The 26,343-nt window shown below is 72.4% G+C and carries 28 protein-coding genes; 17 read left to right on the top strand and 11 right to left on the bottom strand.

What is annotated here, in order from left to right; translation table 11 throughout:
* Positions 1–11: 11 nt before the first annotated feature.
* Entirely contained in the window at positions 12–188 is a 177-nt protein-coding gene (locus ACIRR8_RS14195) for a hypothetical protein (RefSeq protein WP_015612873.1), read from the top strand.
* 15 nt (positions 189–203) lie between these two features.
* Here the strand turns inward: ACIRR8_RS14195 and ACIRR8_RS14190 are convergent, their stop codons facing one another.
* The 3 genes from ACIRR8_RS14190 to ACIRR8_RS14180 are packed head-to-tail and all read right to left on the bottom strand — an operon-like array spanning position 204 to position 3,027.
* Positions 204–1,655 carry a lipase maturation factor family protein gene (locus tag ACIRR8_RS14190; RefSeq protein WP_404063482.1) on the bottom strand — a complete coding sequence of 484 codons (1,452 nt, stop codon included), beginning with the start codon at positions 1,653–1,655 and terminating at the stop codon, positions 204–206.
* 29 nt (positions 1,656–1,684) lie between these two features.
* Positions 1,685–2,194, bottom strand: a complete 510-nt coding sequence (locus tag ACIRR8_RS14185; protein WP_404063479.1) for a DUF1990 family protein — start codon at positions 2,192–2,194, stop codon at positions 1,685–1,687.
* Entirely contained in the window at positions 2,191–3,027 is an 837-nt protein-coding gene (locus ACIRR8_RS14180; protein ID WP_404064313.1) for a YndJ family protein, read from the bottom strand. The genes ACIRR8_RS14185 and ACIRR8_RS14180 overlap by 4 nt, the downstream gene beginning before the upstream one ends.
* Before the next feature lie 183 nt (positions 3,028–3,210).
* Here ACIRR8_RS14180 and ACIRR8_RS14175 point away from each other — a divergent pair, with 183 nt between their 5' ends.
* The 4 genes from ACIRR8_RS14175 (at position 3,211) to ACIRR8_RS14160 (ending at position 8,905) form a co-directional block, all read left to right on the top strand.
* Positions 3,211–4,359: a DUF6777 domain-containing protein gene (locus ACIRR8_RS14175; RefSeq protein WP_404063476.1), complete on the top strand. Its 1,149-nt coding sequence runs from the start codon at positions 3,211–3,213 to the stop codon at positions 4,357–4,359.
* A gap of 100 nt (positions 4,360–4,459) precedes the next feature.
* Positions 4,460–6,523 (top strand): SpoIIE family protein phosphatase, encoded by a 2,064-nt coding sequence (locus tag ACIRR8_RS14170; RefSeq protein WP_404063473.1) that lies wholly within the window; start codon positions 4,460–4,462, stop codon positions 6,521–6,523.
* 123 nt (positions 6,524–6,646) lie between these two features.
* Entirely contained in the window at positions 6,647–8,008 is a 1,362-nt protein-coding gene (locus ACIRR8_RS14165) for a wax ester/triacylglycerol synthase family O-acyltransferase (RefSeq protein WP_404063471.1), read from the top strand.
* 36 nt (positions 8,009–8,044) lie between these two features.
* Positions 8,045–8,905 carry an Fpg/Nei family DNA glycosylase gene (locus ACIRR8_RS14160; protein WP_404063468.1) on the top strand — a complete coding sequence of 287 codons (861 nt, stop codon included), beginning with the start codon at positions 8,045–8,047 and terminating at the stop codon, positions 8,903–8,905.
* A gap of 12 nt (positions 8,906–8,917) precedes the next feature.
* On the opposite strand, the gene ACIRR8_RS14155 is transcribed toward ACIRR8_RS14160, so the two are convergent.
* Positions 8,918–9,562, bottom strand: a complete 645-nt coding sequence (locus ACIRR8_RS14155; protein WP_404063465.1) for a zf-HC2 domain-containing protein — start codon at positions 9,560–9,562, stop codon at positions 8,918–8,920.
* Positions 9,563–9,633: 71 nt separating this feature from the next.
* Between ACIRR8_RS14155 and ACIRR8_RS14150 the strand changes: the two genes are divergently transcribed.
* The 4 genes from ACIRR8_RS14150 (at position 9,634) to ACIRR8_RS14135 (ending at position 13,524) form a co-directional block, all read left to right on the top strand.
* Positions 9,634–10,386, top strand: a complete 753-nt coding sequence (locus ACIRR8_RS14150) for a LytR/AlgR family response regulator transcription factor (protein ID WP_404063462.1) — start codon at positions 9,634–9,636, stop codon at positions 10,384–10,386.
* A gap of 62 nt (positions 10,387–10,448) precedes the next feature.
* Positions 10,449–10,811, top strand: coding sequence for a hypothetical protein (locus ACIRR8_RS14145; protein ID WP_404063460.1), 363 nt, complete (start codon positions 10,449–10,451; stop codon positions 10,809–10,811).
* Positions 10,808–12,310 (top strand): cation acetate symporter, encoded by a 1,503-nt coding sequence (locus ACIRR8_RS14140; protein ID WP_404063457.1) that lies wholly within the window; start codon positions 10,808–10,810, stop codon positions 12,308–12,310. The genes ACIRR8_RS14145 and ACIRR8_RS14140 overlap by 4 nt, the downstream gene beginning before the upstream one ends.
* Positions 12,307–13,524, top strand: coding sequence for a sensor histidine kinase (locus tag ACIRR8_RS14135; RefSeq protein ID WP_404063455.1), 1,218 nt, complete (start codon positions 12,307–12,309; stop codon positions 13,522–13,524). The genes ACIRR8_RS14140 and ACIRR8_RS14135 overlap by 4 nt, the downstream gene beginning before the upstream one ends.
* Before the next feature lie 23 nt (positions 13,525–13,547).
* Here the strand turns inward: ACIRR8_RS14135 and ACIRR8_RS14130 are convergent, their stop codons facing one another.
* Positions 13,548–14,069: a hypothetical protein gene (locus tag ACIRR8_RS14130; RefSeq protein ID WP_404063452.1), complete on the bottom strand. Its 522-nt coding sequence runs from the start codon at positions 14,067–14,069 to the stop codon at positions 13,548–13,550.
* Between the two features lie 112 nt (positions 14,070–14,181).
* Between ACIRR8_RS14130 and ACIRR8_RS14125 the strand changes: the two genes are divergently transcribed.
* Positions 14,182–14,379 (top strand): zf-HC2 domain-containing protein, encoded by a 198-nt coding sequence (locus tag ACIRR8_RS14125; RefSeq protein ID WP_404063449.1) that lies wholly within the window; start codon positions 14,182–14,184, stop codon positions 14,377–14,379.
* Here the strand turns inward: ACIRR8_RS14125 and ACIRR8_RS14120 are convergent.
* Positions 14,313–14,885 carry a sigma-70 family RNA polymerase sigma factor gene (locus tag ACIRR8_RS14120; RefSeq protein ID WP_404063447.1) on the bottom strand — a complete coding sequence of 191 codons (573 nt, stop codon included), beginning with the start codon at positions 14,883–14,885 and terminating at the stop codon, positions 14,313–14,315. The genes ACIRR8_RS14125 and ACIRR8_RS14120 overlap by 67 nt on opposite strands.
* A 269-nt stretch (positions 14,886–15,154) precedes the next feature.
* Here ACIRR8_RS14120 and ACIRR8_RS14115 point away from each other — a divergent pair, with 269 nt between their 5' ends.
* Positions 15,155–16,366 carry a CapA family protein gene (locus ACIRR8_RS14115; protein ID WP_404063445.1) on the top strand — a complete coding sequence of 404 codons (1,212 nt, stop codon included), beginning with the start codon at positions 15,155–15,157 and terminating at the stop codon, positions 16,364–16,366.
* Positions 16,367–16,386: 20 nt separating this feature from the next.
* On the opposite strand, the gene ACIRR8_RS14110 is transcribed toward ACIRR8_RS14115, so the two are convergent.
* Positions 16,387–16,848: a universal stress protein gene (locus tag ACIRR8_RS14110; protein WP_404063442.1), complete on the bottom strand. Its 462-nt coding sequence runs from the start codon at positions 16,846–16,848 to the stop codon at positions 16,387–16,389.
* A 141-nt stretch (positions 16,849–16,989) separates the two neighbouring features.
* Here ACIRR8_RS14110 and ACIRR8_RS14105 point away from each other — a divergent pair, with 141 nt between their 5' ends.
* Positions 16,990–17,841: a polysaccharide deacetylase family protein gene (locus ACIRR8_RS14105; protein WP_404063439.1), complete on the top strand. Its 852-nt coding sequence runs from the start codon at positions 16,990–16,992 to the stop codon at positions 17,839–17,841.
* 267 nt (positions 17,842–18,108) lie between these two features.
* Here ACIRR8_RS14105 and ACIRR8_RS14100 read toward each other — a convergent pair whose 3' ends face one another.
* Entirely contained in the window at positions 18,109–18,771 is a 663-nt protein-coding gene (locus ACIRR8_RS14100; RefSeq protein ID WP_404063436.1) for a class F sortase, read from the bottom strand.
* A 371-nt stretch (positions 18,772–19,142) separates the two neighbouring features.
* Between ACIRR8_RS14100 and ACIRR8_RS14095 the strand changes: the two genes are divergently transcribed.
* Complete coding sequence (locus ACIRR8_RS14095) at positions 19,143–19,625, top strand: hypothetical protein (protein WP_404063433.1); 483 nt, start codon at positions 19,143–19,145, stop codon at positions 19,623–19,625.
* Positions 19,626–19,725: 100 nt separating this feature from the next.
* Here ACIRR8_RS14095 and ACIRR8_RS14090 read toward each other — a convergent pair whose 3' ends face one another.
* The 3 genes from ACIRR8_RS14090 to ACIRR8_RS14080 form a co-directional block, all read right to left on the bottom strand.
* Positions 19,726–20,289, bottom strand: a complete 564-nt coding sequence (locus ACIRR8_RS14090; protein WP_404063429.1) for a hypothetical protein — start codon at positions 20,287–20,289, stop codon at positions 19,726–19,728.
* A 184-nt stretch (positions 20,290–20,473) separates the two neighbouring features.
* Positions 20,474–21,238 carry a hypothetical protein gene (locus ACIRR8_RS14085; RefSeq protein ID WP_404063426.1) on the bottom strand — a complete coding sequence of 255 codons (765 nt, stop codon included), beginning with the start codon at positions 21,236–21,238 and terminating at the stop codon, positions 20,474–20,476.
* A 13-nt stretch (positions 21,239–21,251) separates the two neighbouring features.
* Positions 21,252–21,386 (bottom strand): hypothetical protein, encoded by a 135-nt coding sequence (locus ACIRR8_RS14080; RefSeq protein WP_404063423.1) that lies wholly within the window; start codon positions 21,384–21,386, stop codon positions 21,252–21,254.
* A gap of 17 nt (positions 21,387–21,403) precedes the next feature.
* Here ACIRR8_RS14080 and ACIRR8_RS14075 point away from each other — a divergent pair, with 17 nt between their 5' ends.
* From ACIRR8_RS14075 to ACIRR8_RS14060, 4 genes are all read left to right on the top strand, one after another.
* The gene (locus tag ACIRR8_RS14075) at positions 21,404–21,706 is read left to right on the top strand and encodes a hypothetical protein (protein ID WP_404063421.1); all 303 of its coding nucleotides are present in this window, start codon (positions 21,404–21,406) and stop codon (positions 21,704–21,706) included.
* Positions 21,707–22,132: 426 nt separating this feature from the next.
* Positions 22,133–23,104, top strand: coding sequence for an SCO0930 family lipoprotein (locus ACIRR8_RS14070; RefSeq protein WP_404063418.1), 972 nt, complete (start codon positions 22,133–22,135; stop codon positions 23,102–23,104).
* Positions 23,105–23,341: 237 nt separating this feature from the next.
* Positions 23,342–24,160: an SAM-dependent methyltransferase gene (locus tag ACIRR8_RS14065; RefSeq protein WP_404063415.1), complete on the top strand. Its 819-nt coding sequence runs from the start codon at positions 23,342–23,344 to the stop codon at positions 24,158–24,160.
* Positions 24,157–26,331, top strand: coding sequence for a putative bifunctional diguanylate cyclase/phosphodiesterase (locus ACIRR8_RS14060; protein ID WP_404063412.1), 2,175 nt, complete (start codon positions 24,157–24,159; stop codon positions 26,329–26,331). Before ACIRR8_RS14065 ends, ACIRR8_RS14060 begins: the two co-directional genes overlap by 4 nt.
* Positions 26,332–26,343 lie beyond the last annotated feature (12 nt).

Raw genomic sequence — 26,343 nt, 5'->3', positions numbered from 1 at the left:
AGGAGTGCGCGGTGACGACACCAGAACTGACGATGCGCGAGAAGCGGCCCGCCGAACGCTACGGCGAGCGGACCGCCCGGCCCGAGAAGCTCCGGAACATCGAGGTGTGGGCCAGGTCCGCGCCGATCCGGCTGGCCGGTTACGAGGACGACCTCGCCGAGCCGCACATCCTGCCCGGCATCGACTGACCGCTCCGGCGCGGATCACGTCCCACGGCCCGTCTCCCGGCCCTCCCGCTCCGGCGGGAGCGGCCGGGAGACGGGCCGCATGAATTCCCGCACGTAGGTGCGGTCCCACCAGCACCCCGTGGCCCGCAGCTCACGCGGGTCGGTGAACCGGTAGTGGAAGACCCGGGCGCGCACGTGCACCGGCGGGCCGTCCGGGAACGGGTTGTGCGCCAGCAGCCGGAGCGTGTCCCGGTCGCCGCGCAGCAGCCGCTCGGTGAACGGCCCGAACCAGGAGCGCGCGTACGCGGGGCAGAGCGCGGCGAACCACATCATCCAGTCCAGCCGCAGATGGTACGGAGCGAACAGGCGTGGGAGCCGCCGGACATCGCCCGGTTTGCCGCGGAAGCCGTACTCACGCCAGTCCGCGCGCTCGTCGGCGACCGGATCGGCCGTGCCCTCCACCACGACTTCCAGCCGCATTCTGCTGATGGATCCGAACGCCCCGTAGGTGTTGACGAGGTGCAGCGGATCGAAGGACCGGTTCATCACCTGGCGGCGCGAGAGCAGATTGCGCGCCGGACGGTAGCTGAGTACCAGGACCAGGGCCGTCACCGCGATGACCACCACCTCGTACCAGAGCGGTGGCGCGGCCAGGTCGGGTGGCTGCCCGGCGAGCGGGGTCCAGTCGATCACCGAGAGCGCCAGGGCGATGGTCAGCCAGTTCAGCCAGGCGAAGTTGCCGGACAGGACGAGCCAGAGCTGCGTGAGGACCATCAGGCCGGCGGCCGCTCCCGCCACCGGCTGCGGAGTGAACAGCAGGAAGGGCACCAGCAGCTGGGTGACGTGGTTGGCGGCCACCTCGACCCGGTGGACCGGCCGGGGCAGGTGGTGGAAGAACCAGCTGAGCGGCCCCGGCATCGGCTGGGTCTCATGGTGGAAATCCAGACAGGTCAGCTTCCGCCAGCACGCGTCTCCGCGCAGCTTGATGAGTCCGGCACCGAACTCCAGCCGGAACAGCAGCCATCGCAGCAGCCAGAGCACCAGCACGGGCGGCGCGGTGTCGCCCGTACCGAGAAGGACGGCGAGGAACCCGGTCTCCAGGAGCAGCGACTCCCAGCCGAACCCGTACCAGACCTGCCCGACCTGGACGATCGACAGGTAGAGCACCCAGGGCAGCGCCCACAGCAGCATCCCGCCCCAGAGCGGAAGGTGGCCGTCCAGCCCGGCGATCAGGGCCACCGAGACCGCGCAGCCGGTCCAGGCGACGGCGGCGAAGAACCGGTCGGACCAGTGCAGCCGGAACAGCCCCGGCGCCGCCTTCCAGGGCGTGCGCCGGAGCAGTTCCGGTACGGGCAGGATGCCGCGCTCGCCGATCAGCGCGCGGAACTGGAGGGCGGCGGAGAGGAAGGCGACCAGGTAGATCACGGCCAGCGTCCGCTGGAAGACCAGCCTGCTCAGCCAGTAGCCGTCGGCGGAGAACCACTCCATCCCTTCCAGTATCGGCCCGGCGGCGGTGTTCAGCCCGCCGCTACGAGCCGGCGCACCGTCCGGCCCAGCCGGCGCGCGTACCAGAGCTGCAGGCGGGGCACGAGCGGCCCGGCGAGCCGTGCGTACCAGACGGCGGGGCGTGAGAACGCCATGACCGTGAACCAGACCGTGCCGTCGTCCGCCAGGTCGACGACGAAGCACTCCTCGCCGTTCTCCGGGTGGCCGCTGAGGGTGCCGTAGCCGAACCCGGTGCGGCCCTCCTCGTACGCCGTCCAGATCACCTCGCACGGGACGCCCAGGCGCAGCCGCCCCACGCCGAGCGACACCCGTACGGAGGCTCCGGGCTCCGCGCGTGCGGCCGAGGCCTCGATCCCTACTCCCGAGGCGCGGTGCATCCGCCACTCGGTCACCGCCGCGCCCGCCGCCGCGAAGTCGTCCGGGCCCCGGCCTACCCGGGTGCGGTGGTGCAGGTGGTTGTAGCCGGTGGGGAGCGGGCCGAGGCGGGTGGCGCCGATCTCGGGGTAGGTGAGCGTGCTCATGCGGTCCTGCTTTCCGGGTGGGTGGTGGTGCGGATGCGCTGCCAGGCGAGGAGCGAGCAGAGCGCGAAGCCCAGCGCGTTGCCCAGGCCATGGGTGGCGGCCATCCAGGTCAGGGTGGGGTGGGGCAGTCCGGTCGCCTCGCCGACGGCCCAGCTCAGTGCGAGGAGCATGGTTGCCACCAGGACGGCGGCCGAGGTGAGGAGCAGCAGCCGGGTCGTCCTGTCCCGGCCCTCCTCGCGCCCCAGGCGCCAGGTGAGCAGGCCGACGGTCCACATGCCCGCCGTCAGCACCACGGCGCCGGCCAGTTCGGCCCAGTCACCGATGAAGTAGCCGACGAGGACGAGCAGCGTGCCCAGCGGCACGCTGAGCGCGGCGAACCGGCCCGCGGGGCCCTCGGCGACCTGGCAGATGAGCCCGGCCACCAGGGCGGCGGCGAATCCGGCGAAGTGGAAGTGCGGCACGGTCAGGGCGAGGATGCCCAGCTCGAAGCCGAACAGCTCGTGGCCCCACCGCTCCGCGACCAGGGCGAGCGCGGCGACCGCCGGGGTGACGAGCGCGGTGAGCAGGGCGATCCCGGCGGGCGAGAGGTCCCGGGCGCGGACCGCCCGGCGGGCGCCGTGCAGGGCGAGCAGAACGGCGCCCAGGGCGTAGCACAGGGCCGACGCGGTGGCGGTAGGGCCACGGGGCAGCCACAGGGCCACCGCGCCGGGCACCGCGAAGAGCGGCCACAGCCTCCGGATGCGGTCCAGCTCCGGCAGTCCGGTCAGCCGCAGCCCGGCCGGGACGACCAGGAGCATGCCCAGCATCACGATCGCGTTGACCAGGACGGTCACGGTCCCCACCCCCAAATTTGAACGTGTTCAATCTCTGAGTTGAGAGTAGAGGTTTTCTTGAACGTGTTCAAGACGGTCGGCTCGTGGCTCCGTCCGCTTGCGGGCCGTCGTCCGGTACGGCACAGATGGTGACGGACCATCCGTTCGTCAGCCGCATTCGTCAAGGACAGGCAGGAGAACTCCGTGCGCTCACCCAGACGTTTCCGGTGTGCGGCGCTCGCCGCGCTCTCCGCCGGGGTCCTGCTCGCCGTCGCCGGCTGCGACAGCGCCGCCGACCGCACCACGAAGGGCACCACCGGCACCGCGGAGGCGGAGGACGTCCTCCTCCAGCCGGTCGCGGAGCCCGGCCCCGGCCCCTTCACCAAGTCGACCGCGAGCGCGGCGCCGTCGCCGTCGGCCACCGGTTCGCCGAGGGAGGGCGACGGGTCCGCCCCCCGGGCGGTCCACCGCGTCTCGGGCGCCGTACCCGGCCTCTACGGCGGCGTGCGGTCCGAGGCGTCCTGCGATGTCGAGCGGCAGGCCCGTCTGCTCGCCGCCGACCAGGACAAGGCGCGCGCCTTCGCGGAGGAGGCGGGCATCGAGGCTGTCCAGATCCCGGGCTATCTGCGCTCGCTCACCCCGGTGACCCTGCGCGCGGACACCCAGGTCACCAACCACGGCTACAGCGCCGGTTCCACCACCGCCTTCCAGGCCGTGCTCCAGGCGGGCACCGCCGTCCTGGTCGACGGCCGGGGCCTGCCGAGGGTCCGCTGCACCTGCGGCAACCCGCTGGAGAGGCCGGTGGCCGCGAAGGGGCAGGTCACCCATCGCGGTGAGCGCTGGCCCGGATACGACCCCGCGCGGATCCTGGCCGTCGACCCCGGTGTGAAGCCGGTCGGCAGCCTGGTCATCGTGAACACCGCCGACAACACCTGGATCGAGCGGACCGCCGGCGACGCCGGCGAGCGCGACCGGGCCCCCGCCGACCCGCCGCCCTTCGAGCCGAGCGAGGACCTCCTCTTCCCCTCCCCGGGCCGCCCCTCCGAACCCGTACCGTCCCCGTCCACCCCGTCCACCCCGTCCACCCCCGCTCCCGCCGAGCCGGAGGTGACGGAGTGCCCCGACCCCTCGGGCGACCCCGCCGAGCTGCCGCCCGGCTGCCCGCCGCCCATGGAGCCCGACCCCGGCACCGAGGCGCCGGACGACTTCGACGACATGCCGACCGACGAGCCCTGGGAGATGGAGGAGGACGGGTTCGGCGTGGTGCCGGAGCCGACCCAGGTCTTCCCGGACGAACTCGACGGGTTCGACGAGCCGGTGGACTCCGGCGTTCCCGAGCCGTTCGCCGGCTGACCGGCCGCGCCCGGACCTCCTCCAGTCTGTTGCGCCGACCGCTCCGGCGGGCGTAACGGATCACTCGAAGAATCGGACAAATGGTGGCAGAGTGGCCCACATGGATGATCGGGTAGCGGGTGCCCTGTCACTCCCGGACGACTGGCCCGCCCACCCGGACCTCAGCCTCGCCCTGAACCGTATGGGCAGCTTCGACTGGGATCTGGACACCGGCCTCATGCACATGGACGAGGCCGCCCTCGACGTGTTCGACCTGACCCCGGAGGAGTACGACAACCGCCCGGCCACCCTCGCCGACCGCGTGCCGACCGACGAGGCGCAGCGCCTGGACGGGATGGTCTCGCAGGCGCTCAAGAGCGGACGCGTCAACTACGGCGCCTACTTCCGCATCCAGCGCAGCGACGGCACCCTGCGCTGGACCCACACCCAGGGCTTCGTCCGCCGGGACGGTACGGGCCGTCCGCGCCGCATCATCGGCATCGTCCGCGACGCCACCGACGAGCTGGCCGACTCCTCCGCCCGGCAGGAGCTGGACCTGGAGCGGCGCAGGCGCACCAGCCTGGTGGAAGGCACCACGGCGGCCCTGGCCCACGCCCGTACGGTCAAGGACGTCATCGCCGTCCTCAAGAACTCCCAGGGCCTCGCCCACCTCGGCGCCACCAGCCTGGTCATGGGGCTGCTGGAGTCCGGCCGCATCCACCTCGTGGCCGACGGACCCGAGGGCGCGTACGTCCCCGGCACCCGGTTCACCCGGGTGGACGAGCAGTACCCGATGAGTGAGGTCGTCCGCACGCTCGCCCCGCGTTTCATCGAGTCCGCCGAGGACTTCGCCGTCTCCTACCCGATCCTCTGGCCCGACATCAGCCACCTGGGAATCACCTCGGCCGCCTACATGCCGCTGATCGCGCAGGCCCGCCCGATCGGCGCACTCGGCCTGCTCTACCGCGACAAGGCCGGCTTCACCCCGGACGAGCGCAACCTCCTCATGGCGCTCGGCACCTCGATCGCGCAGAGCCTGCAGCGCGCGATGCTCTACGAGCAGGAGCACGACCTCGCCGAGGGGCTCCAGCAGGCGATGCTGCCGCGCCGGATCCCCGCCGTCCCCGGCGCGCACGTGGCCGTCCGCTACCGCTCGGCCCGGCTCGGCCAGGACATCGGCGGCGACTGGTACGACCTGATCCCGCTGCCCGGCGGACGGGTCGGCGCCGTCATCGGAGACGTACAGGGCCACGACACCCACGCCGCCGCCGTCATGGGACAGCTGAGGATCGTGCTGCGGGCCTACGCGGCCGAGGGCCACAGCCCCGCCACCGTCATGGCCCGCGCCTCCGTCTTCCTCCACGAACTGGACACCGACCGCTTCGCCACCTGCACCTACGCCGAGGTCGACCTGACCACCGGGGTCGTCCAGGTGGTCCGCGCCGGCCACGTCGACCCGCTGGTACGGGACGTGGACGGGAGCTGCCGCCGGATGCCGGCCGAGGGCGGGCTGCCGCTGGGGCTCTCCGCGGAGTTCGGGCGGCTGGAGTATCCGGTCGGTACGGCGGAGCTGGATCCGGGACAGACGATGATCCTGTTCACCGACGGACTCGTCGAGCTGCCCGGCTCCGACCTCGACGAGGGCATACAGCTGCTGACCACTCTGGTCTCCAACGGCCCCCAGGACCTCCAGCGGCTCGCCGACGACCTCTGCGACGCCGTCGACGTGCGCGGCGGCCAGGACGACGTGGCGCTCCTGCTGCTCCGCCGCCGGGCCGTCCAGGCGCCGCAGCCCGGCGGCCGGCTCCGGCAGCACGTCGCCCAGAACGACCCGGAGGCGCTCAGCTCGGCCCGGCACATGATCCGGGCGGCGGTGCGCGCCTGGGGTGCGAAGGAGCGGGCGGACGAGATCGAGCTGGCCGCCGACGAGCTGACCACCAACGCGCTGATGCACACCGACGGCGGGGCCGTGGTGACGATCCGCGTGATGGCCGGGTCCGAGCGGCGGCTGCGCGTCGACGTGGAGGACCGCTCCAGTGCTCTGCCCCGCCGCCGCGACGCCGGGGACGACGGGGTCTCCGGGCGCGGACTGATGCTGGTGGACCGGCTGGCCGACGTCTGGGGAGTGGAGTCGCGCGGCAGCGGCAAGTGCGTGTGGTGCGAGTTCCTGATCCCGGACCGGTAATGAGGAGCGGGAGCCCAGTTACGTAACAGTACGTAACATGTCTGTACTTGACCGTAACCGACCGCGAGCGATTGACTGCGGAGACACCGCCGTTCCGCCCCATTCGACGACATGAGGCCCCTGTTGGGTACCGAACTCCTGGCCCCGCTCGATCTGGCCTTCTGGCACCTCGAGTCCGACGCCCACCCCATGCACCTGGGCGCGCTCGCCGTCTTCGACCCGGTGCCCGGCGCCACCCCGGACCACGTCCTGGACCTCCTCCGCACCCGCTCCGCCGCGATCCCCCGGCTGCGGATGTGCGTACGGGACGTCCTGCTGCCGGTCGGCGGTGCGGCCTGGACCGTCGACCAGGAGTTCGACGTGCACCGGCATGTCCGCCGTGCCGTCGTGGACGGCGGTGACTTCATGGCGGGCGCCACCCGGCTGGCCGGTGAGCTGATGGAACAGCCGCTCGGGCGCGGGCTGCCGCCCTGGCAGATGTACCTGATCGGCGGCGCCGACGACGGACCCTTCGCCGTGCTGGTCAAACTGCACCATGCGCTGGCCGACGGGATGCGGGCGGTCGCCATCGGGGCCGGCATCTTCGACGAGATCGCCGCCACCACCGTCCGGTCCGGCGCGCGCGGCCGTGCCGCCGTACCGCCCCGCTCCTGGCTCCCCGACCCCCGCGAGATGGCCGGTATGGCGCTCGGCCGGATCGGCGAGGTGCGCCGGGCGCTGGGCGTGGGCGCCTCCGTGGTCCGGGCGGGCCGCCTCGACCTGCGCTCCACCGCCTTCACCGCACCCTCCAGCGGCACCCGGCGCCTGGCCACCGCGGATCTGGACGCCGCTGCCCTCCAGCGCATCCGGCGGGCCGAGGGCGGCACCGCCAACGACATCCTGCTCGCCGTGGTCGCCGGGGCCCTGCGCCGCTGGATGGCCGGACGCGGCGAGACGGTCCCGGGCACCGACCCGCGCGCCCTGGTCCCCGTCTCCCGGCGCAGGCCCGGCGGCGCGGTGAGCGGCAACCGGCTCTCCGCCTACCTCCTCGACCTGCCCGTCGGTGCGGCCGACCCCCGCGAGCGGCTCCGGGCGGTGCGGGCCGCGATGGACCGCAACAAGGCGGCCGGACCGCTGAAAGGCGCCGGGGCCGTCGCCGTACTCGCCGACCAACTCCACCCGCTGGCCCACCGGTTCGGCGCGCCGCTGGCCGCCAACGCCGCCCGGATGCTCTTCGACCTGCTCGTCACCAGCGTCCCGCTGCCGCGCTCCGCGCTCTCGCTCGGCGGCTGCCCGCTGAGCGCGCTCTACCCGATGGCGCCGCTGGCCCGCGGACAGTCGCTGGCCGTCGCCCTGTCGACGTACGGCGGCCGTGTCCATGTGGGACTGGTGGCGGACGGCAAGGCGCTGGCGGACCTGGACCGGCTGGCCGAGGCGGTCCAGGAGGAGTTCGACGAGATCGGGGCGCTGTTCACCGCCGGCCGGGTGGCGGCACCGGTCTCCTGACAGGCAGCCGTACGCCCGCTGCGGCAGGCTGGACCCATGCCCGAGCTGCCCGAAGTCGAAGCCCTGCGGGTCTTCCTCGACGACCATCTGGTCGGCAAGGAGATCGCCCGCGTCCTCCCGCTGGCGATCAGCGTCCTGAAGACGTACGACCCGCCGCTCACCGCACTCGAAGGGGCCACCGTCACCGGGGTGGCCCGCCACGGCAAGTTCCTCGACATCGCGGCGGACGGGCTCCACCTCTGCACCCACCTGGCCCGGGCGGGCTGGCTCCGCTGGAAGGACTCCTTCCCGGCCGACCCGCCGCGCCCCGGCAAGGGGCCGCTCGCCCTGCGCCTGGTGACCGCCGACGGCGACGGCTTCGACCTCACCGAGATGGGCACCAAGAAGAGTCTCTCCGTCCACCTCGTCCGCGACCCGACGGACGTCCCCGGCATCGCCCGCCTCGGCCCCGATCCCCTCTCCGACGCCTTCGACCGGGACACGTTCGCCGCGATCGTCACCGGAGCGCGCCGCCAGATCAAGGGCGCGCTCCGCGACCAGACGCTCATCGCGGGCATCGGCAACGCCTACAGCGACGAGATCCTGCACGTGGCGAAGACGTCCCCGTTCAAACGGACCGCCGACCTCGACGAGGACGACATCACCCGCCTGTACACCGCGCTGCGCACCACGCTCGCGGACGCCGTGGCGCGGACCGGCGGAGTGGAGGCCGGAAAGCTCAAGTCCGAGAAGAAGAGCGGGATGCGGGTCCACGGGCGTACGGGGGAGGCCTGTCCGGTCTGCGGCGACACCATCCTTGAGGTCTCCTTCAGCGACTCCTCGCTCCAGTACTGCCCCACCTGCCAGACGGGCGGCAAACCCCTGGCCGACCGGAGGACGTCGAAGTTCCTCAAGTGAGACGGCGGCCCCTCACCGCTCCACCGTCACCAGCCGCCGCCCGTCCGCCGTCCGCACCTCGAAGTGGTCGATGCCCTCCGGCCGCAGCGCCGCCGCGCCCACCACCTCCACCAGCCCGTCCGCCGCACCCCCGGCCGACCAGCTGCTCACCGTCTCCTCGCTGCCGTCCCGGCCCACCGCGATCAGCGCGCACACTCCGACGACCGGCACCCGTACGACCTCCAGCGCCACCGCCGTACCCCACTCGTGTCCGGCCGCCGTCACCACCGCCGCCGCCCCCGACGCCCGGTCCGCGCCCACCCACCGCTGCACCCGCGTCGCCTGCGCCGGACCGTCGGGACCGCCCGGGACATCAGCCACCGCCAACGGCCCGCCCACCGCCAGCACCACCGCCGCCGCGACCAGGGCGAGCCGCCGCCTGCCGGCCCTGCGCCGCCCGGCCGCCACCGCCTCGACCAGCCGGTCCGCGAGGCCGGGGGAGGGCCGCACCACCGGCCGGGCCACCGCCAGACGGGCCGCCACCGGGGCCAGCTCGCGCGCCCGGACACGGCACTGCGGGCACTCCTCCAGATGCTCCTCGAACCGGAAGGCGTCGGCCCTCCCGAGGACGCCCAGGGCATAGGCACCCACGCGGATGTGGGGCTCGGTCGTCTGCATGTACTGCGGTACGGGAACAAGCCGGGATTCACTCAAGCCATCGGGCCCCGCACGCCCTAAACTCCGGGCTCATGCTGCGCGTACTCGCCGTCGACGACGAACCACCCGCCCTGGAGGAGCTTCTCTACCTCCTGCGCGCCGACCCCCGGATCCGCAGCGCCGAAGGTGCCACCGGTGCGACCGAGGCGCTGCGCCGCATCGGCGGCGCCGTGGACGCGGGCCCCGACGACCCGTCCGCGATCGACGTGGTCTTCCTGGACATCCACATGGCAGGCCTCACCGGCCTCGACGTCGCCCAGCTCCTCGCCGGATTCGCCTCGCCGCCGCTCATCGTCTTCGTCACCGCGCACGAGGGCTTCGCCGTGCACGCCTTCGACCTCAAGGCCGTCGACTACGTCCTCAAACCGGTCCGCCGCGAACGCCTCGCCGAGGCCGTACGCCGGGTCGCCGAGCAGGTCGGGGACCGGACCGCGCCGGTCAACGACACCGCGACCGACCAGATCCCGGTCGAGCTCGGCGGTGTCATCCGCTTCATCCCGATCGACGAGATCGCGTACGCCGAGGCGCAGGGCGACTACGCGCGGCTGCACACCGCGGCCGGCAGCCATCTCGTCCGCATCCCGCTCACCACCCTGGAGGAGCGCTGGCGCTCGCGCGGCTTCGTCCGGATCCACCGCCGTCACCTCGTGGCGCTGAGCCGGATCGACGAGCTGCGGCTGGACGCGGGGAGCATGAGCGTACGGATCGGGGAGGCCGAGCTGGCCGTGAGCCGCCGCCACACCCGGGCCCTGCGCGACCTGCTGATGCGCCAGGGTGGCCGCTGACCTGGGGCGACCTTCCCCGAAACCTTCCCAGCACCGCGCCGCGCCGCCTACACTCCGAGCCCATGTCACCGGAGACCGTATCCCGGCGCGAAGTCGTCACAGGAGAGCCCCGCCGGGTGCGTCCGCTGCCGCGCTACCGCACCCAGTCGGAGATCGAGGAGCAGACCGCCCTCGGCGGCGCCTACGTGCGTTCGCTGATGCGGAGCCAGCTCCGCGCCGGACTCACCGTCTTCGCCGTGCTCGCCCTGGTCGCGGGCACCCTGCCGCTCCTCTTCGCCGCACTCAACAGCGCCGCGCTGGTCTGGGCGGTGCTCGGCTTCGCCACCTATCCGCCGCTCACGCTCGCCGCCTGGTGGTACGTGCGCAGAGCCGAGCGCAACGAGCGCGACTTCGCCCGGCTGGTGGAGGGCCGCCCGACGCCGTGAGCACCCCCGACCACACGGCGTCCTGGGTGGCGGTCGCCCTCGTCGTCCTCGCCACCGTCCTCGTCGGCGGCTTCGGCCTGCGCATCTCCCGTACGACCTCCGACTTCTACGTGGCCTCCCGGACCGTGCGGCCCCGGCTCAACGCAGCCGCGATCAGCGGCGAGTACCTTTCCGCGGCCTCCTTCCTCGGCGTCGCGGGGCTGGTCCTTCTGCACGGGCCGGACATGCTCTGGTATCCGGTCGGCTACACCGCCGGCTATCTGGTGCTGCTGGTCTTCGTCGCCGCCCCGCTGCGCCGCTCGGGGGCGTACACCCTGCCGGACTTCGCCGAAGGGCGGCTCGAATCGCTGCACGTCCGGCGGCTGGTCAGCATCCTCGTGGTCGGCGCCGGATGGCTCTACCTCGTGCCGCAGCTCCAGGGAGCCGGGCTGACGCTGAAGATCCTCACCGGGGCGCCCGGCTGGCTCGGCGACGTACTCGTCGCGACCGTGGTGATGGTCGCGGTGGCGGCGGGCGGGATGCGGTCGATCACCTTCGTCCAGGTCTTCCAGTACTGGCTGAAGCTCACCGCGCTCCTCGTCCCCGCCCTCTTCCTCGTCCTCGCCTGGCAGGGCGACGGCCGGCCGCGGGTCAGCTTCGACGACCAGATCGCCGTCTTCCGAGCCGACCACCCGCTCTACGCCACGTACGGACTGATCGTGGCGACCTTCCTCGGCACCATGGGCCTGCCGCACGTCGTCGTCCGCTTCTACACCAGCCCCAACGGCCGCGACGCCCGCCGCACCACCGTCGCCGTCCTCGCCCTGGTCGGCCTCTTCTACCTGCTGCCGCCCGTCTACGGTGCCCTCGGCCGGCTGTACGCCCCCGAGCTGCGGCACGGCGGCGACGCGGACGCGGCCGTCCTTCTGCTGCCGGCCCGGGTCATCGGCGGGCTCGGCGGCGATCTGCTCGGCGCGCTGATCGCGGGCGGGGCGTTCGCCGCGTTCCTCTCCACCGCCTCCGGGCTCACCATGGCCGTCGCCGGGGTCATCACCCAGGACGTGCTGCCCTCGCGCGGCGTGCGCTACTTCCGGCTCGCCACCGTCCTCGCCATCGCCGTACCGCTCGTCATCTCCCTGCTGGTCAGCCGGGTGCCGGTGGCCGACGCCGTCGGCATGGCGTTCGCCGTCTCCGCCTCCTCCTTCTGCCCGCTGCTCGTCCTCGGCATCTGGTGGCGCCGCCTCACCCCACCGGGCGCGATCGCCGGACTCGTCCTCGGCGGCGGCTCGGCTCTCCTCGCCGTCGCCATCACCGTCAGCGGAGCCGTGACCCCGCCCGGCTGGCCGCACGCGCTGCTCGCCTGGCCCGCCGTCTGGTCCGTGCCCGTGGGGTTCCTCGCGATGATCCTCGTCTCGCTCGCCACCCCCGGGCGGATACCGCCGGGCACCAACGCGGCCATGACCCGCTTCCACCTCCCCGAGGCGCTCACCCCGGCACGGGCCGCCGGGAGGGAGCGATGACCGGGGCCGCGATCGCCGTCCTCACCGTCCTGGTGGCCCTGCTGCTCGGTACGGGCTTCCTGCTCGGCCGCCGCACCGCCCGCCCGGTCCGCCCCAGCGATGTCGGCACCCCCGTCGAACACGCCACCTTCGAGACGCTGCACACCGCCTCGCTCGCCGCGCCCCCGCTGCGCGCGGGCCTCACCGAGGAGAGCGCCCGGCGCTCGGCCCGCCGGCTGCGCTCCCTGCTCGGCACCGACGCCCTCTGCCTCACCGACCGGGAACGTGTCCTGGTCTGGGACGGCGCCGGACACCATCACGGCAAGGACGTCATGGGCCACATCGAGGAGCTGCTCGAAGGTGGCCGCGGTGCCGCCTTCGACAGCGGCTGCGCCGACCTGGACTGCCCGCTGCGCTGGGCGGTCGCCGTCCCGCTCACCGTCGAGAACCGGGTCCTCGGCGCGCTCGTCGCCTACGCCCCGCGCGAGTCGGCGGTGCTGGCCCGCGCGGCCGGCGAGGTCGCGCGCTGGGTCTGCGTACAGCTGGAACTGGCCGAGCTGGACCGCTCCCGTACGCAGCTGATCGAGGCCGAGATCAAGGCGCTGCGGGCTCAGATCTCCCCGCACTTCATCTTCAACTCCCTGGCCGCCATCGCCTCGTTCGTCCGCACCGACCCCGAGCAGGCCCGAGAACTGCTCCTGGAGTTCGCCGACTTCACCCGCTACTCCTTCCGGCGCCATGGCGAGTTCACCACGCTCGCCGATGAACTGCACTCCATCGACCAGTACTTGGCGCTCGTCCGGGCCCGCTTCGGCAAACGCCTCTCCGTCACCCTTCAGGTCGCCCCCGAGGTGCTGCCGGTCGCGCTGCCCTTCCTCTGCCTCCAGCCGCTCGTGGAGAACGCGGTGAAGCACGGCCTGGAGGGAGCCGTCACCGTCCCCCGTGCGCGGGCCGACGGCGCTCCCTTCCGCATCACCATCAGCGCGCTCGACGCCGGATCGGAGGCCGAGGTGGTGATCGAGGACAACGGCAGCGGCATGGACCCCGACCGGCTCCGGCGCATCCTGCGCGGCGAGGCCACGACCTCCACCGGCATCGGCCTGCTCAACGTGGACGAAAGGCTGCGCCAGGTGTACGGGGACGGGTACGGGCTCGTCATCGAGACGGGGCTCGGTGCGGGCATGAAGATCACGCTCCGGCTGCCCAAGTACCGGGCGGGCGTGCACGGTTCATGAGGCCGGGACCGCGTCCGGCCTGCTCAGCACAGGTGTACGGCCAAATGGCCCAGCGGAAGCCCCAGTTGCCACGCCGGAGTCCACACCTGGACCTCCCCCTCGCCTTCGTGCGCGCTTGTCGCCACCGGCTCCCGGGGCGCGGGCACGATCGCGTCGAGGTCGGCGGCGAGCAGCTCGGTCTCCTCCAGCCACCGCCAGGCCGACCGGGCGAGGGCCAGATCGGGGTCGCCGGGTCCGGCCCGCAGCTGCGACTCCGCGAGCCGCTCGCAGACCCAGCTCCGCCAGGTGGCCTCGTACGCCGTGAGCAGCCGCAGCTCGTCGACGCGCGCCCCGGACAGGGCGCCGGGGGCCGGAGCCTCGCCGAGGAGGCCGGAGAGGAAGATCGTGAGCGCGAGCGCGTCGCGTCCGGCCCGGAACTCCAGCGTGGTCGGTTCCATCAGATCGCCGGTGCGTAACAGCTCGTCAGCGATGTACTCCGTGCACAGCCAGGCCATCGGTACCGGCAGCCCGTCCCCACCGGTTCCATCCGTATCCTCGGGACGCATCCCCTCTCGCCTCTTTCCTTGCTCGGTACCGGGCTTCACGCAGCATTGAACCGGGGGCGGACGCCCCGCGTGGGCAGAAGCGGAGGATCGCCCAGGAGATGCGAGGCTGCGAATGAGTGCCGACCCCGGCGACGACCCGCATGTGCGCCTGCTGCTCGGCGCGTACGTCCTGGACGCGCTGGACGCCGAGGCGACCTGCCGGGTCGCCCGCCACCTCCAGCTCTGCGACGACTGCGCCCGCGACTACGTGCAGGTGGCGGAGGCCTCGGCCCTGCTCGCGCTGCTGCGGGCGGAGGACCTTCGTGAGTAACCCGGCAGATTGCGCGAGAGCAGCCGCAGGGCGTAGTACGAACGGGACTTGACGGTCCCGGCCGGGATGCCGAGCACCTCGGCGGTCTCGCCGACGCTCAGCCCGCGGAAGTAGATCTGCACCAGCACCGCACGGTGCTCGGGGCTGAGCGTGCGCACCGCCTCGCGGACGTCCAGGGCGCGGACGGCCGAGTCCGCGGTGTCCTGGTCGGCCGGAGTGCTCTCCAGCACCAGATCGCTGACCTCGGTGGGGCGGGCCTGGCGGGAGCGCCGGGCGTCGATGGCGAGGCGGCGGCCGACGGTGAAGAGCCAGGGCCTCATCGACTCGTAGGGCGCGTCGAAGGCCTCCGGGTGCTGCCAGGCGCGTACCAGGGTCTCCTGCACCAGGTCCTCGGCCCGCTGCCGGTCCCCGAAGGTCAGGCCGAGCAGGAAGTGGAAGAGGGCGGGGCCGTGTTCCCGCTGCAACTCCGCGATGGCCCGCTCATCGGTCGTCGTCGTGGTCTTCATGAACGTCCTTTCCCGCGGGAGGCCCCCGGACGGCCTCGCTGCCGCCTGGCGTATACGAACGCATTCGGCGGCGCAGGAACACCCGGTGCACCGAGGCGTGCGACGAGCGGTCGCTCAGTGCGGCGAATGGTGCGGCGAACGGTCAAGGGGCCGTCGGGGTCGGACGGTACGACCAGTTCAGCTAGGTATGCGGCAATGCTCCTTGCTTCAGCAGTATGACGATCTGTCTAGTCAGATGGTCGTAATCATCCGAACATGGAGTCGAGCAGATGACGCAGCGCATCCGACCGGGCACCGTGGCCGCCCTCGCCCTCCTCCTCGCCGCGGCCACCGGCTGCACCGGCCAGCAACCCCAGGCGCCCGTCCCCGCCGCACCCCCCGCCGCCGCCCCCACGGCCGCCGGAGGTGCCGGCGGCCAGGACGCCGACGTACCGCGCCCCTTCACCCTCCTCGCCTCCGGCGACGTCCTGCCGCACTCCTCCGTCATCGACCGGGCGGCGGCCGACGCGGGCGGACAGGGCTACGACTTCACCCCGATGCTCAAGGGGGCCGCACCGGTCGTCTCCGCCGCCGACCTGGCCATCTGCCATATGGAGACGGTGTACGGGAAGGACGGCGGCCCCTATACCGGCTACCCGAACTTCAAGTCGCCGCCCGAGGTCGCCGCGGCCCTGCGCGCCACCGGCTACGACTCCTGCTCCACCGCCTCCAACCACACTCTGGACGACGGGGCCGAAGGCGTCGCCCGTACGCTCGGAGCCCTGGACGAGGCAGGTATCCGCCATGCCGGATCCGCCCGCTCCGCCGCCGAGGCCGCCCGTCCGACGATCCTGCCGACGGGACCGGGAAAGAAGGCGGCGAAGGTGGCCCACCTCGCCTACACCTACGGCACCAACGACATCCCGCTGCCTGCCGGGAAGCCGTGGACGGTCAACGTGACCGACGAGCGGAAGATCGTGGCGGAGGCGCGGAAGGCCCGGCGGGCGGGCGCCGACGTCGTCGTCCTCTCCGCACACTGGGGCACCGAATGGCAGGACGGACCGGACGCCCGGCAGCTGGAACTGGCCGAACGCCTCACCGCATCCCAGGACCGCGGCCGCCCCGACCTCGACCTGATCATCGGCACCCACGCCCACGTCCCGCAGGCGTACGAGAAGGTCAACGGCACCTGGGTCGTCTACGGCATGGGTGACCAGATCGCCGGCGCGATGATCAACTACCAGGGCGTCCAGGACCCGCGCGGCAACCAGAGCTCGATGGGCCGCTTCACCTTCGCACCGCCCGCCGGGCCGGGCGGCCGCTGGACGGTGGAGAAGGCCGAGTTCGTTCCGCAGTGGTACGACACGGACACCGGCCGCGTCGTCGACCTCAACGCCTCCGTCAAGGCCGGCGCCGATCGCCACCGCGAGGTCCGCGACCGGATCCGCGACGTGGTGCTCGGCCGGGGCGCGGCGAAGGACGGCCTGGTGATGGGGGAGTAGCCCTCAGGCTGTACGGAGGTCTACGGCACCACGGTGACCGGCCAGCGGCCCGCCTTCACCAGCCGCACCGCCACCGAGCCGACGAACCGGTGCCCCGCCGACTCCGAAGCGCCCACCACCACGGCGTCGGCGGTGAGTTCACCGGCCGCCGTCACCAGTCCGTTGTACGGGTCGCCGCGGAAGGTGTGGAACTCCCAGCGCACGTCCCAGGTGTCCTTCAGCCGCTCCGCCGACTCCCGGATCTCGTCCACCAGTTCCTGGGCGACCTCGCCCGTGGTGTCGCCGACCGGCACGCCGAGCGCGGCGCCCGACGGGATCACGGGCTGGACGTAGACGAGGGCCAGCGTGGCGTTCTGCCGCCGGGCGAGACCGGCGGCGTAGGCGGCCGCGCGCATGGACGAGTCGGAGCCGTCGACGCCCGCGACGATCACCTTGGGCCCGTCCGTACCGCGTTCGAACTGATGAGGCTGCTGCTCTGTCACGGCTCCGAGGCTATCGGCTCGCCCGGAAGCCGCGGAGGAGGGCCTGCGGGCCGGACCGGCCACTGCGGCGAATGGGTACAAAACGGTCGAGCCTCGGTGTCGTCGGCCGGAGCGGGTGCCCGGCCGTGCGAGCAGTTGGCCATGAGAAGTGATCACCTCCGGCCCGACCGCCGCACCCTGCTGAAGGTCGCCCTCGGCCTCGGGACCGCCACCACCCTGCATCTGATCGCCGCCGATCCGGCCTCGACCCCCACCCGCCCCGCACGGGCCGCCGGCACCCCGCCCGCGGCGGCCGCCGGGCCGCCCGCCGGACTGCCGGCCAGGCCGCCCGCGTACCGACTGCAACCCATGACGGCCGGCACCCCGCCCCGGTTCCGGCCGGCCAGACCTCCGGTGCGCACCCGCCCGTTCGAGGAGCTTCCCGACCTCGGCCACTCGATGGTCCTCAGCTTCGACGACGGCCCCGACCCCCGCTACACGCCCGACATCCTGGCCACCTTGCGCAGACACCGGGTCCGCGCGATGTTCTTCGTCTGCGGCGAGATGGCCGACACCAATCGCGACCTGCTCCGCGAGATGGCCGACGACGGCCATGTCGTCGGCAACCACTCCTGGTCGCACCCGCTCGTCCCGGGCCTCTCCCGCGCCAGGATCCGCGACGAGCTGGGCCGCACCAGCGATGTGGTCGAGGCGACGCTCGGCACCGCGCCGCTCTGGTACCGGGCCCCGTACGGCGCGTGGAACCGCAACTCCTTCGAGATCGGCGCCGATCTGGGCATGGAGCCGATGGCCTGGACCGTCGACACGCTCGACTGGACCACCCCGGGGACCGGCACCATCGTCCGCCGGGTCATGGACGGTGCGGCGCCCGGCGTCGTCGTCCTCTCGCACGACGCGGGCGGCAACCGCTCCCAGAGCGTGGCCGCTCTGCGCCGCTACCTCCCCCGACTGCTCGACGAGGGCTACCGCGTCACGGTGCCGCAGCGGATCTGAGCGGCCGGTCTGTCCGGGGCGGGCCCGCTGAAGATACGGTTCCTCCGGTACGCGCCCGGGGTGGAGCCCCGGGCGCGCCGGACCGGCGGAAGGCTGCCTACGATCCGCGGGTCCGGGTGCCGAGGTTGCTGGAACTGCCGGCGGACCTCACCACGGAGATGGCCGCGGCCGCCGACCCCGCGCTGCCGCCCGCGGAGATGTACGCGCTCCTGGACCGGGAGGGCTTCCCCCGCTGAACCGTGCGGCGCGGCGTTCGGTGACGTACCGTCAGCGGGTCTCGACGAGCCGGGCGAAGACCACCACGTTGCCGTCGTAGCCGCCCGCCTTCGAGTACGCGCCGCCGCAGGTGATCACTCGGAGTTCCGCGTGGCCCGTGTCGCCGTAGACCCGGGCGCCGGGGAAGTCGTTCTTGGAGAAGACCTCCACGCCGTACACCTCGAAGACCCCGACCCGGCCGTCGTAGCGCTCCACCTCGACCTGGTGGCCCTTCTGGAGCGAGCCGAGGCCGTAGAAGACGGCGGGCCCCGAGTTGTTGTCGACATGGCCGACGACCACGGAGGTGCCGCGCTGACCGGGCGCGATGCCGTTCTGGTACCAGCCGGCGAGGTTGGGGTCCTCGGCGGGCGGGGCGTCGATCCAGCCGTCGGCGTCCAGGTTCACATCGATGATCGGGGCGTCCACGTTGATGGACGAGATCTTCACCCGGGAGGCCGGGGCGTACGGGAGCGGCTGCACCGGTTCGCCTTCCACCGGCGGGCCCGCGGTGTCGCTGCTCAGGTCCAGCGAGGCGGCGGCCGCGGGCTGCGGCGGCCCCTCCTCCCCGAACTCCGCCCCGTTGCGCAGGAGGGCGAGGCCCGTGAGCATGACCAGGGCGACAGCACCCCACGGCACGCGTCTGGTCCGCTCGGCGCCGGCGTAGTGCTGGCCCATGGTGCTCCCTTCGTCGCGACGCTTGGAACGTTAGGGGCGGTACGGCCGGGCGGCGATCAGGGAGAGGCGAACGGGTGGCGGGCCGATCCCGGGCCTTCGCGGTGACCGCGTCCAGGGCCTCGGCGCGACCGCGTCCGGGCCCACGGGTGACTGCCCTTCGGAGTAATGAGCAGATAAAAATTCTGATGGCCTGTGACCTGCGGATCCGTCAGAAGCAGGAGTTTCTGTACGGCGTGTCGTGTCACCGGGGTGGAGCAGCGCCGAAGTGCGAGCCGATGACCGACTGGTGAGTGTTCGTCATGGGAGGCGTTCACGTCGATCCATGCCCGGAGGACAGGACTCCGGGGCGTTTCCCGCTGGAGGTCCACACGATGCGTGCTTCACGCGTTCTCGCGGTCACCGTGACCGCTTTCGCGGCCGTCGGGCTCGCTGCCCCCATGGCCGCCGCCACCAACGGCCCGGTCAACGTCGCCGTCAACCCGCAGTCGGTCCACCAGGGCGGCACGCTGAAGATCACCGCACAGGGCTGCGGTCACGGCGGCAAGGTCTGGTCGAACGCGTTCCCGACGACCAGCCTCTCGGCGGGTGACGGCACCAACTACGCTCACGCCCGGGTCCGCGACAACACCACGCCGGGGCACTACCACCTCTCCGTGAAGTGCAGTGACAACGACCGGATCGCGACGCAGAAGTTCACCGTGCTCGCCGGCAACGGCGCGCAGGGCGGGCTCGGCGGCTCGATGGGTCCGAACTCCACGGAGATGCAGGTCGGCGGCGGACTGGTGGCCGCGGCGGCCGTCGGTGGCGCGGTCTTCCTCGTCCGGCGCCGGCGGACGAGTCATGCGGCCTTCTAGGACGCCGGATCTCCCGCCCGGCCCGATACGCCCGTCGCCCCGAGTCCTGTGGTCAGGACCCGGGGCGACTGTCGTGCGCTCCACCTCGGGCCGTACGCCGTCAGTGCCGGCGGCCGGCGCCGCGGCGGCGGGCGAAGTAGAGGGTGCCGGTGGCGGCCGCGAGCACGAGGGCCGACCCCGCCGCCACCTGCACCGTGTCCATGGAGCCGGAGCTGCCGCCGAGGCCGCCGCGCACACCGCTCGGCGCGATGCCCGTGGAGCTGACGGTCGGAGCCGTGGTCGGTGCGGTCGTGGGCGTCGGGGTGCTGGTGGCCCCGCCGGTGATGGTGAGGTTGACGTTGCGGGTGGTGCCGGTGGAGCCGCAGGCGAACGTCACCGCGTAGACCGCGCCCCGCCGGGCGTCGGTGTCGACGGTGGCGGTGGCGGTGCTGGAGCCGCTCGGGATGACGGTCGTGTCGAAGATGCCCGAGGAGACGGTCGTCTCGCCGGTGCACCCGCCACCGCCGAGCGTCACCCGGCCGCCCGGAGCGATCACCGAGGGGCTGATCGTCGGGTTGAACGTGTTGATGGCCCCGTCCGGCGCGGCATGGGCGGCGGGCGGGGCCAGCAGGGCGAGGGCGCCGGCGCCCAGAAGTGCGAGGGGTGCGACACGTATCGCGCGCATGGTGGATCCTCCGGGTTCCCCGAGGGGCAGCTGCGGAATGAATTTCCACATAGCAGGAAAAATGCACCTCGATGCGCGACACGCTAGGAGCGCGGCGGACCGACCGCTATCGGGGTCGGGCGAATGGGTCATTCCATCCCCCGGCCGGCGCACTCGGCGGTTCACCGGTCGGGGAGGGCGCGTATCAGCGGGTGGCCTCCGGGAACAGGTCGAGGAAGGGCTCGGCGGTGGCCGAGACGCCCCGGCCGAAGGGCGCGTCGAAATTCCAGATCAGGAAGAGCAGGAACGCGATCAGCGCGCTGAAGAGCCCGGCCAGCAGGAGTTCCCGGAACGTTCTGCGGATCTGCAGCGTGAAGATCAGCCCGACCGTCACCAGCGCCCCGATGATCAGGCCGAACCACACCACCCCGGGCATCGTCGCCCCCGCGTTCTGCGCCCGTGAGGTGCGGGCGTCGTCCGCCGCAGCCACCTGGTCCACCAGCGGCTGGTAGGCCTGCCCCTCGTGGTCGGTCCGCGGTTCGTAGTCGGTGACGTCGGCCCGCACCCGGTTGAGCAGCTCGGTGCCGCGTTCGGAGAGGGTGCCGCGCTCCGACATCACCCGCCACTCGTCGTCGATGACATGGGCGACGTACGCGTCGACGTCCGCGCGGATCCGGTCGCGTACCTCCACCGGGTAGACGGAGGACCGCGCCTTCACCTCGTGCAGCGCCTGAGCCTCCAGTCGTACGGACTCCTGGGCGGCGCTGCGGCCCTCCCAGACGCCGGCGATGGCCAGGCCCAGCACGATCGCGTAGACCACGCCGATCATCATCGTCATGTACTCGATGACGTCGGGCGTCTCGGACGGATCGTCGTCATCGGCGATCCGTCGGTTGTTGAGGACCGCGATGGTGAGCACGACCGCACAGGCCGAGGCCATGGCAATGCTCAGCACGAGCCATTCGGACATGGACATCTCCTCGTCAGCGGGACGATCGGGGCCGCAGCACGGCGACGGCGAACACCGCCGGGGCGGTGATCAGCAGGGTCGTGGACACCAGGGACGGGCCGCTCCGAGGCTCCTTGCGGGTCGTCTTGCGGTACGCCGGCAGCGCCACGGCCCTGGGCTCCGGCGGTGCCGGGCGAACCGAAGGCGTCGGTGACGGCTTCGGTGCGGGCCTGGGCGCGGGCGGGGCCTTCGGTACGGGTGCGGGCTTCGGTGCGGGTGCGGCTTTCCGCACGGGCGGAGGTGGAGGTGGCGGATCCGGTGGCGGAGGTGGCGCGGGCGGTGGTGCCGGTGCCGGTGCCGGGGGCGGCGGGGGAGGAGGAGGCGGTGGCGGAGGTGGCGGCTCCGGGGCCGGTGGGGGTGGGGGCGGAGGAGGTGGAGGGGGCGGTGGCTTCGGAGGGGGCGGGGGTGGCGGTGGCTCCGGCGTGGTGATCGCCACGCAGTCTCCGCCGCCCGCCACGGCGACCGCCGTGCTGCCGCCGTCCGGCCCGATGACGGCCACCGCGCAGGCGTCGGCGGTCGCGGGCTGCGGTACGGCTATCAGCCAGACGAGTGCGGCGGCTGTCGAGAGCCGCCCGATGCGGGATCCGTACACGACCGGGAGCATGATCCACGTCGTCCGGCGACACACGGGACTCCGCGGCGATTCGCCTGATGGTGGGACAAGAAGCCGTTCATGTTTGCGCACGGTTGACGGTCCGGCAGCTGCCCGGGGCCACGGCTCCCACGGGCGTTCCGCCGAATTCTTCTCGGCCCGCGTTGAACACCAGCCCCGTGACGCCCCGTACCTAGGGCCATGGACGGCGCGGCCTCGCGTCGCCATCGCAGCGAATACGACGACGTACTACGGGAGTCGACATGAACACCTGGCGCAACGCCTCGCTCGCGGTGACCGCCGCGGCCCTTTTGACGCTGACGACGGCGTGCGGTCAGGAACAGGGCACGGCCTCGCCCAACGGCCAGGCGGTGGGCAACGCGGCCCCGGCGCAGCAGCCGGCCGGGAGCGGCTACGGCTCGTCCGGCGGCGGCTACGGCTCCGGCGCGGACGTGGCCGCACCGAAGGCGGCCGGTCAACTCGCCGTACAGGACAGCAAGAAGCTCGGGAAGGTGCTCACCGACAGCGAGGGGTTCACGCTCTACCGGTTCGACAAGGACACCGCGAAGCCGCCGAAGTCCAACTGCGACGGCGACTGCGCGACGGCGTGGCCCGTGGTCCCCGCGGGCGATGTCACCGCCGCCGCCGGAACCGACGCCTCGCTGCTCGGCGAGGTCGTCCGGACCGACGGCTCCAAGCAGCTGACCGTCGACGGCTGGCCGATGTACCGGTACGCGAAGGACACCGCGCCGGGCCAGACAGGCGGCCAGGGCGTCGGCGGCACCTGGTTCGCCTCCGCGCCGGACGGCAAGAAGGCCGCGGCCAACGCCGACGATCCGGCCGCCGTCGGTGAGGGCGCCGAACCGGCCGACGCGGCGGGCCTTTCCGTCCGCAAGGACCCGGAACTCGGCGACATCGTGGTGGACAAGCGCGGTATGACGGTTTACCGGTTCACCAAGGACTCCGCGTGGCCGATGAAGACGGCCTGCACCGGCGAGTGCATCAAGAAGTGGCCGGTAGTCGCTCCCGTGTCCAAAAACTCCGTGGAAGGCGTGACGAAGAAGGGATTTGTCACGTTCGACCGCCCCGACGGGATCAAGCAGCAGACCATCGACTGCTGGCCCATCTATACGTTCGCCGGTGACGAGAAGCCGGGCGACGTCAACGGACAGGGCGTCGGCGGCACGTGGTTCGCGGTCTCGCCCGACTCCAAGCTCGTCAAGACCGCGAAGTAATCGCCCAGTAGATCCCAAGTGGCCCCGAACCACCGGGAATCGGCGTTCCAAGCTCCGGTCCGTCGCTGCATGTGTACGCGCAGCGACGGACCGGCCGTTGTTGCCACCGGAGTGTGACCAATAACGGATCCCTAATTTCCGTTTCCACTCGCTCTCCTGGCGGCCGATCAGTAGCCTCTGGTCAACACTGACCATGAACATGGCCGGATCGCCGTGGCGAACTTGTTGGAGACATTGATGGAGCGTCCCGCCTGGGCACCGCAAGGCATAGATATCTCGGTGCCGAGCGTGTCCCGCATGTACGACTTCTATCTGGGCGGATCGCACAATTTCGAGGTGGACCGGGAAGCCGCGCGGAAGGCCATGGAGTTCCTCCCGGGCCTTCCCAAGATCATGCAGGCCAATCGGGCCTTTATGCGCAGGGCCGTGCGGTACGCGGTCGACGCGGGGATCGACCAGTTCCTGGACATCGGCTCCGGCATCCCGACCTTCGGCAACGTCCACGAGGTCGCCCAGGCCGCCGACCCGCACGCCAAGGTGGCCTACGTCGACCACGACCCGGTCGCCGTCGCGCACAGCCGGGCCGTGCTGGCGGGCAACGACCTCGCCGTCATCGCCGCCGCCGACCTGCGCCGGCCCAAAGAGATCCTCGCCGACCCCGAGGTCACCGGGCTGCTCGACCTGAACCGCCCGGTGGCGCTCCTGCTCGTCGCGGTCCTCCACTTCATCGAGGACGCCGACGACCCGCGCGGAGCGGTCGCCGAACTGCGCGAGGCACTGGCCCCCGGCAGCCTCGTCATCCTGACCCACGCCTCGTACGAGGGCATCCCGCTCTCCAGGGAGGAGGCGGCCGGCACCGTCGGCGTCTACCGGAACATCCGCAACCCGCTGATCATGCGGACGCGCGAGGAGATCGGCGCGTTCTTCGCGGGATACGAGATGGTGGAGCCCGGTCTCGTGTCGATGCCCGAGTGGCGGCCGGACACCCCCCAGTCCCCGGAGCAGGAAGACCCGTACGCCTTCTCGGGCTTCGGCGGGGTCGGGCGTAAGGCGTGAGCATTCCCGCCCAGGCGTCCGGTGAGCAGGACGCGGAACCGGACGGACCGGAAGGCCGGCTCCGGAGATTCGCCACGATCTGGAGCCGGGCCATCTTCCCGCTGACGGCCACCTCCCTGACCCGGCCCGAGTTCGAGCGGCACCTGCTGCCGCTGGCCCGCGAGCTGAGCCTGACCCTCCACGCCCACCCGTTCGACCCCTCGCCCGCCGGCCGGATCGGTGCGGCGCTGGTCGACGCGCACTGCACCGACCCGGACGCCCTCAGCTCCACGCTCGGCGTCGTCGACTCCTACCTCGTGCTGTACTGCGGTGGCAACGGACCCGGCGAGCTGTCCACCGAGGACGCCCGCGCCCGCTGCGCCCGCATCCAGCACACGCTCGCCTCCGGCTTCTCCCAGGCCCTGCGCGAGCGGACCCTCGCCGAGCAGGAGGCCATCGCCCGCTCGGCGCTCACCGCCCGCTCGGACGCCGAACAGGCCCTCCACGCCACCGAGGCCCGCTTCCGCGCGGTCTTCAAGGACGCCGCCGTCGGCATCGGCATCGCCGACCTCGACGGCAACATCCTGGAGATCAACGACACCCTCACCAGGATGTTCGGCGGCCTGGAGCACCACGTCCGCAGCCACAAGGTGAACGAGTGGGTCCACCCGGAGGACTCGCCGCAGGTGTGGAAGTACTACAACGAGCTGGTACGGGGGGAGCGCGACCACTACCGGGTCGAGAAGGCGTACTACCGCAACGACGGCACCGTCCTGTGGACCAACCTCACCGTCTCGCTGCTGCGCGACCCCGAAGGCCGCCCGCAGTACCAGCTGGCGCTCATGGAGGACACCACAGAGCGCCGGCTGCTCAACCTGCGGCTGCGCTACGAGGCCACGCACGACGCGCTCACCGGACTGCCCAACCGGACGCTGTTCTTCGAGCGTCTGGAGAAGGTGCTCGCCGCCAAGGACGGCGCCCGCTTCGGCCTCTGCTACCTGGACCTCGACGGGTTCAAGGCCATCAACGACAGCCTCGGCCACGCGGCCGGCGACCGGCTCCTGGTGGAGGTCGCCGACCGGCTGCAGAGCTGCGCCACCGCACCCGGCGAGATGGTGGCCCGGCTCGGCGGCGACGAGTTCGTGGCGCTGACCACCGGCCCGGACACCGCCGACGCGGTGGACGAGCTGGCCGCCCGCATCCTCAACGTGCTCGCCACGCCGATCCGGCTGGACGGCCGCGAGCTGACCGTCCGCGGCTCCATCGGCGTCGTCGAGGGCCCGGCCGGCGAGCGCAACGCCGCCGAGGTGCTCCGCAGCGCCGACATCACCATGTACCGGGCCAAGGCGGCCGGCGGCAACCGCTTCGAGCTGGCCGACGCCGAGGCCGACGCCCGCGCCATCACCCGCCACGGGCTGACCACCGCACTGCCCGCCGCGCTGGACCGGGGCGAGTTCTTCATCGAGTACCAGCCGCTCGTCCACCTGGGTGACGGCTCGGTGCACGGCGCCGAGGCGCTCGTACGGTGGTGCCATCCGCAGCACGGCGTGCTCGGGCCCGACCGGTTCATCCCGCTGGCCGAACACACCGGACTGATCGTGCCGCTCGGCCGCTGGGTGCTGGAGGAGTCCGTCCGGCAGGCCAACTTCTGGCAGGAGCGGCACAGCGACGGCGGCCCGCTGCGGATCAACGTCAACCTCTCACCGACCCAGCTGCACCACCCGAGGCTGGTCGCCGAGACGGTCGACGTACTGGAACGGTCCGGTCTGGAGCCGAGCGCGCTCTGCCTGGAGGTGACCGAGTCCGCGCTGATCGGGGCCGACGACGATCTCCTCAAGCCGCTGCGGCAGCTCGCCGAGATGGGCGTCGACATCGCCCTCGACGACTTCGGCACCGGCTACTCGAACCTGGCCAACCTGCGGCGGCTGCCGGTGAGCATCCTGAAGCTGGACCGTTCCTTCACCCGGGGCATGCAGCAGCATCCGGCCGACCCGGTCGACCTGAAGATCGTCGAGGGGATCGTCTCGCTGGCCCACAGCCTGGAACTGGCCGTCACCGTGGAGGGCGTGGAGACCGGCGCGCAGGCCGAGCAGTTGCGGCGGATCGGCTGCGACACCGCGCAGGGCTGGTACTACGCCCGTCCCGGCGCCCCGGACCGCATCCACTCGCTGCTGCTGGCCGACGCGGTCTGAGCCGTACGGGCA

Source organism: Streptomyces sp. NPDC101178 (assembly GCF_044767965.1).
Taxonomy (GTDB): domain Bacteria; phylum Actinomycetota; class Actinomycetes; order Streptomycetales; family Streptomycetaceae; genus Streptomyces.
This window is presented reverse-complemented; position numbering and strand designations above follow the sequence as displayed.